Genomic DNA, 5,981 nt, shown 5'->3' on the forward strand with positions numbered 1-5,981 from the left:
GTTTGGCGATTGATCAGATCGCACAATCCGGGCTGAGTTCCCTCAAAGTGATCTATTATTCGGAACAGCTATTTAGACCATGAATACTATATCTGCAACATAAAAAATATTCAAAAGCATTAAAAAACAAGTCAAACACAAACTTGAATAAAACATAAAAAGGAAAAATGAAATTTAATGATAAGTTGTTGATATTTCTGTTTTTATTTGATAATAAAGTGGGGGAAGGGGGGCAACATATTTTTTTGAGAGTAGTAAGTTAAACATAAATATTTAATATTGTTTCTGAATATTTGTGGTGTAAGATACTACTGATAACATTAACACTGTCATCAGTAGTATCTTTCCAACATTTCAATGAAGCTTAAATTTTTTCACAAGTAACTTAATGGAGTTAATCATGCTCAAGAAGATCATGACTGTTTCTGCGCTGGCGGTTGTTTTTTCCTCTACAAGTTCTATGGCAGCAGATAATGCTGCCGGTGGTGTAATTAACTTTACAGGTGCAATTACTGATACAACTTGCACAATCAATGGTGGAAAAAGCGCTGACTTTACTGTGGCACTTTCACCTATTTCGGTAACTGATGCGGGAACCGCTGTAGGACTGATTACAAAGAATAAAAAATCGATTGCTTTAACTTTCTCTGGCTGCTCACCAGCTGCAGGAACCACGGGTACTCCACTGAAGGTTTATTTCTCCAGCGCTGACAATATCTCGACTGATGGGAAATACCTGGTAAACAACAGCGTTAACGAAAGCGATGCAAGTGTTGCGCGTAATGTAGGTTTTGCATTAGTAGAAGCAGGCGCATCTGCACCGATTTCTCTGAACCAAGCCTATACCACAAATATCATGGGGACTTCAATAGCACCAGATTCAGAAACATTGGCCTTGGACGTTTATTACTATAAAACAAATACCGCAGCAGCAACGGTTGGTTCATTAAGTTCTAACGTCACTTATACAATTTCTTATCTGTAAAACTTTTACACAGGCTTTGCATTTGCAGAGCCTGTAGCTGGGATTTCAATCATGCGAAAAGTGATTTTACTGTCAGTGTTACTTTTGAATTCGGGACACTCATGGGCCAACATTATTATCAATGGAACTCGAATATTATATTCTGAAACAAATAAAGAAGTGATAGTCCAGCTATCGAATACCGGTGACTCACCCGCACTGGTGCAATCATGGATTGATGATGGTGACATTAATTCAACGCCGGAAACTGCAAAAGTTCCTTTCCTCCTGTCTCCACCGGTGATAAAGGTCAACGGTAATAACGGTCAGCAATTACGTATAAAAAAACTCCCAGCAAATCTGCCTGTGGACCGAGAATCGGTTTTCTTTCTTAACGTACTTGACATCCCCCCTAAACCTGAAAACTTGCAGAATATGAACACAGTTCAGTTGGCGATTAAGTCTCGGATAAAGCTTTTTTATCGCCCGGCTTCACTCACTGGCTCACTGGATAAGGCTGTAGAAAAACTGAATCTGGTTGCCAGTGGTAATCATTTCCTCATAAACAATAATAGTCCGTTCCATATAACCATTGCCAATATTTCAATGGGGAAAATGAAGTTACTTAGCGAGTCACCTATGGTGACCCCGTATGGACACCTACAGGTAGCCGCAAAACACGAAGTTAAACCAGGGCAGACGTTCCAGTTGATGTATGTGGACGATCTGGGTGCCTATAAAAACCGGACCCTCACAAGCCAGTGACCGGAATCTTTTAATATGACGTTTTTTCAAAGCCAACTTTCTCTTCTTTTAGTCTTGTCGCTTCTTTTATCGTATAAATCCGAGGCCGTATCTTTTGATACATCTTTGCTTGCAGGTTCATCAGGAGAATCCGATCTTTCACGATTTTACGAAAATAACCTCATGCCAGCTGGCAAGCAAGAGATGGATATCTACGTCAATGGTAGCTGGAAAGGACGTTATAGTGTGACTTACGGAGAGCGTGAGGATGACATTCATCTCGCATGGAAGGATGCCGAGACACTTGGGATCAGTATGAAGTCCATCCCCGCAACGGCAATTCCGAAAGGAGAAGTTCAGTTACATGACCTGGTTCAGGGAGGAGAGGTCAAAACTGACTCCGGAACGCTTAGTCTGGCGCTCACAGTTCCGCAGGCGGCCCTACTGCATACCGAAGAAGGGTATATTGCTCCCCAATTTTGGAACGAGGGTATACCGGCGCTGATGCTTTCCTGGAACAGCACCTGGTATAACACTCATTCAAAAGGATATTCAAAAGAGACTAACGATGATTATTACGCCGGACTGGACTCTGGCGCGAATCTGCATGGATGGCAGTTTCGCGACAGCAGCACCTTTCAAAAAGCGGACGGCAGTGACAGTCGATGGCAGAACAACACCCGCTATCTGCGTCGCCCACTGGCCTCTTTAACTTCAAATCTTACTCTGGGTGACTTTTATATTCCAGGCGACCTGTTCGATTCCCTTCGCGTACGTGGTATATCCCTGGCCTCAGAGATGAAAATGCGACCAAACTCTCAGCAGGGTTTTGCGCCAGTTATCCATGGAGTAGCACGCACTAACGCCCTGGTAAAAGTATCCCAGAATGGCAACGTTATATATCAGGAAACTGTCCCTCCGGGACAGTTTAAGCTTGACAGCATACAGCCCACCGGTTCTGCTGGAGACCTGCTGGTTGTTGTACGCGAGGCCGATGGCTCTCAGCAAACATTTACTATTCCGTTTTCAGCGGTTCCAGGAATGTTGAAAGAAGGAATAAGCCAGTACAGCGCTGTGGTGGGGAAAGTCCATCAGAATACGCTGGACTACGAACCGGCATTCCTGCAGGCTACGCTGCGCTACGGCTTTAATAATCTCATCACCGGCTACACAGGCACGATCATTAGCGATAACTATAAAGCTGGTCTGCTCGGAGCGGGGTGGAACTTTCCGTTCGGTGCCGTAGCCTTTGACGTCACTCAGGCCAGAACCACGCTGCAGGATTATACAGACAGTGGTCAGAGTTTTCGCATGTCGTACAGCAAGTTCATCAACACTACCGCCACCAACTTCACGCTAGCAACCTATCGTTATTCTACGAAAGGCTTTTACAGTTTCAGCGATGCACTATATTCACGCGAAGGTTACAAGCGAGTGAAAGAGCAGTATAACGAGTTAGAAGAGCAATTTGGCGAAGCCCCAGAAATGTCAATGAGAACCTGGGATGCTCTGCGCGGAGCACAGCCTAAAAATACTTCAACTTTCAATCTTAACCAGCGTTTCGCAGGAAACTGGGGGACGATGTTTATCTCCGGAACATTTCGTGATTACTGGAATTCAAAAAAAACTACCCGTGAGTACCAGACTGGATATTCTAACTCAATTGGTCGGGCCAGCTATACCATTTCGACAAGCCGTGTCCGAAGCCGAGATAGTGAAGAAGAAACGCGAATTTATTTTTCGCTTAGCCTGCCATTTTCGCTGTTTGATAATAATGCATGGATCACTTCCAGCCTGACGGCCAGTGATTCTCGTTATAATCAGAGCAACATCAGCGTGAGCGGCAATGCGCTGGATTCGAATCGTTTGAGTTATAGCATTTCGGGCTCTAATGCGCGAGAGGGAAGCAATTCGGCAAGCGTTAATACGGCCTTCCGCTCAAACTTTGCCACCCTGGGCGGCTCTTACAGTCAGTCTTCTGATTATCGGCAAACTGGTCTGAGCGGACGCGGGAGTCTGGTGGCTTATCCGTGGCAGGTTCTTGCGTCCAATGAAACCGGTTCAACCATGACTATAGTGGATGCACCACAGGCCAAAGGATTGATTGTCAACGGAGATGAAAGCATCGTGACTAATAGCAACGGCGTGGCGCTGGTACCTTATGCTACACCTTATCGCAAAAATTCAATTACGCTGTCAGAAAGTGAAAACAGCTCGGGGGCCGAAGTTATCGGTAATATAGCTAACGTTGCACCGTATGATGGCGCAGTAAACTATGTTCTATTTGACACTGACAAACGTCAGTCCTGGATGCTAAATGCCACACGTGCTGATGGCAAACCTCTGCCATTTGGAACTGAAGTAGCGGATGAAAAAGGCGAACCTGTGGGATATGTAGGTCAGGCAAGCGTGCTTTATATCCGTGCCGAACAGCAACCTCGTATACTCAATGTTCATCTTCGCAATGGAGTATGCAATATCATCATGCCGGCCTGGGGGCTGGACAAAAAACCATCATCCTGCCATTGATTACGGAATTTCAATATGTTAAGGGTATTCGTTCTGCTGTCACTCATGTGCTTTTGTACCTCAGGCTTTGCCACCTGTTCAAATGGCACTATCGTCTATGGCACGCCGCTCAGTGTTGATTTGTCCGACAAGCTCAGCCCGGCCACGCCTACCTGGACGGGGAACTTCACCACCCAATACAGCGGTTCATTTACCTGTACTACAAGAAGCAGCGAGTTCTCCTATACACCTATTCTTTCAACTGACAGCAGCTATGCCACAATTCTGGGGTTCAGCAACAATAAATATAAGGTGCGAGCGGAAATCACCAGTACTCATCCCAACAGAACGCTCAGCGGAACAGGTAGTCACACGGCCACAGAATTAAATACTTCCTTTACCGTTCGCTTTACACTTGTGAGTCAGAGTGGCACCACCCTCACCGGAGACACAGCAACAATGAGTGACGTTATATTTGTAAGTGACATGAGTGGTCTGTCTTTATTAGAGATTATTACATGGCCAATTAAGCAGCTGGTAAAGATACTTCAGTGGCTTTTAAGCGGGTTTCAGTGGCCGTACGACAACCGCGATATGTTCGCTCAACCTATGACCATCAAATATGCTCCAAAGCTAACAACATGTTCGTTAGATAATTCCGGGTTGACCGTCAAACTTCCTGCGCTCGGCATTCCTCAGCTTAATGCGGCTTCGCAGCCTGGCATTACGCCTTTTTCGTTAAACATGAGTTGCCAGAACGTGGGAGTTAACGGGAGTTCAGATCGAGCCATTGAGATGTTTCTATCGAGCTCACAATTGCTGACCACTGACAATTCGGTGTTAATAGACAGCTCAAGGAACGCTGCACAAGGCGTAGGACTGAGAATTATTCAGCGTAGTAATCCGCAAGTCCCTATTACCTTTTCAACATCTTCAACCAACCGCGGTAATGCTACACTCCTCTTCAGTGTATCTGCTGGCGGTGCTTTGAAAGAGAGTTTTTCCTTTCCCATGGCTGTGTATTATCATATATGGGCTCCTGCAGAGGTTAGTCAGGGGCAGATCAATGCATCTGCAACATTAAACATAATATATCCTTAGCAAGATGTTAATGGTCACTTTTTCTAAGGCCGTCACTTTAATAAGTAATATAATTTTGTGGGTAGTGGAGCTACTGGAGATTTTAACTGAGCGTAGTCTGAGTGAATCGCCACGGGTTTAACAGACACCTCGGAGTCATTTATGGAGTGACCCCATTCCCGTAGACATTCGCTGTCCTCACGGCGAGGCCTTTTCAAAGGCCTCAGGACTGACGCCACCCAGGTGACTGTGGCGTCGGGTCCGGTTGTAGAACACTTCGATATAATCAAAGATATCAGCCCGGGCCATGTCCCGGGTTTTGTATATCCGCTTTCTGATGCGCTCTTTTTTTAGCGAGCTGAAGAAGGATTCTGCCACGGTATTATCCCAGCAGTTACCGCGCCGGCTCATGCTGGGTGACAGGTTATTAGCCTGGCAGAACCGCCGCCAGTCATCGCTGCCGTACTGGCTGCCCTGGTCGCTGTGCACGATAACGGTTTCCACTGGCCTTCGTCGCCAGACGGCCATCAGGAGTGCATCCAGCGCCAGTTCGCGCGACAGAGTCGGCTTCATTGACCAGCCCACCACATTACGGGCAAACAGGTCTATTGATCTTACCCAGCAATAGTGGACACGAGACTAAGTGAGTAAACTCTTAACCAGAGGTGACTCATATGACAAAACC

General features: G+C 45.9%; 4 protein-coding genes and 1 pseudogene. 4 read left to right on the plus strand and 1 reads right to left on the minus strand.

What is annotated here, in order from left to right; all coding sequences use genetic code 11:
* Positions 1-400 precede the first annotated feature (400 nt).
* Genes OMR58_RS25815 through OMR58_RS25830 form a run of 4 tightly spaced genes read left to right on the plus strand, consistent with a single transcriptional unit; the run spans position 401 to position 5,317 of the window.
* On the plus strand, positions 401-985 hold the full coding sequence (locus OMR58_RS25815) for a fimbrial protein (protein WP_264547319.1): 585 nt from the start codon (positions 401-403) through the stop codon (positions 983-985).
* A 51-nt stretch (positions 986-1,036) separates the two neighbouring features.
* Positions 1,037-1,729 (plus strand): fimbrial biogenesis chaperone, encoded by a 693-nt coding sequence (locus tag OMR58_RS25820; protein ID WP_264547320.1) that lies wholly within the window; start codon positions 1,037-1,039, stop codon positions 1,727-1,729.
* Between the two features lie 15 nt (positions 1,730-1,744).
* Positions 1,745-4,237 (plus strand): fimbria/pilus outer membrane usher protein, encoded by a 2,493-nt coding sequence (locus OMR58_RS25825; protein WP_264547321.1) that lies wholly within the window; start codon positions 1,745-1,747, stop codon positions 4,235-4,237.
* A 15-nt stretch (positions 4,238-4,252) separates the two neighbouring features.
* Positions 4,253-5,317, plus strand: coding sequence for a fimbrial protein (locus tag OMR58_RS25830; protein WP_264547322.1), 1,065 nt, complete (start codon positions 4,253-4,255; stop codon positions 5,315-5,317).
* A 177-nt stretch (positions 5,318-5,494) separates the two neighbouring features.
* Here the strand turns inward: OMR58_RS25830 and OMR58_RS25835 are convergent.
* A pseudogene (locus OMR58_RS25835) lies at positions 5,495-5,905 on the minus strand (IS3 family transposase); the annotation flags it as partial.
* Between the last annotated feature and the right edge of the window lie 76 nt (positions 5,906-5,981).

It is taken from the genome of Erwinia sp. INIA01, assembly GCF_025947915.1.
Lineage (GTDB): Bacteria > Pseudomonadota > Gammaproteobacteria > Enterobacterales > Enterobacteriaceae > Erwinia > Erwinia coffeiphila.

What these genes read in the sequence shown, in the direction of transcription:
- OMR58_RS25815 (WP_264547319.1), top strand. Translation starts at nt 401, where the DNA reads ATGCTCAAGAAGATCATGACTGTTTCTGCGCTGGCGGTTGTTTTTTCC.
- OMR58_RS25820 (WP_264547320.1), top strand. Translation starts at nt 1,037, where the DNA reads ATGCGAAAAGTGATTTTACTGTCAGTGTTACTTTTGAATTCGGGACAC.
- OMR58_RS25825 (WP_264547321.1), top strand. Translation starts at nt 1,745, where the DNA reads ATGACGTTTTTTCAAAGCCAACTTTCTCTTCTTTTAGTCTTGTCGCTT.
- OMR58_RS25830 (WP_264547322.1), top strand. Translation starts at nt 4,253, where the DNA reads ATGTTAAGGGTATTCGTTCTGCTGTCACTCATGTGCTTTTGTACCTCA.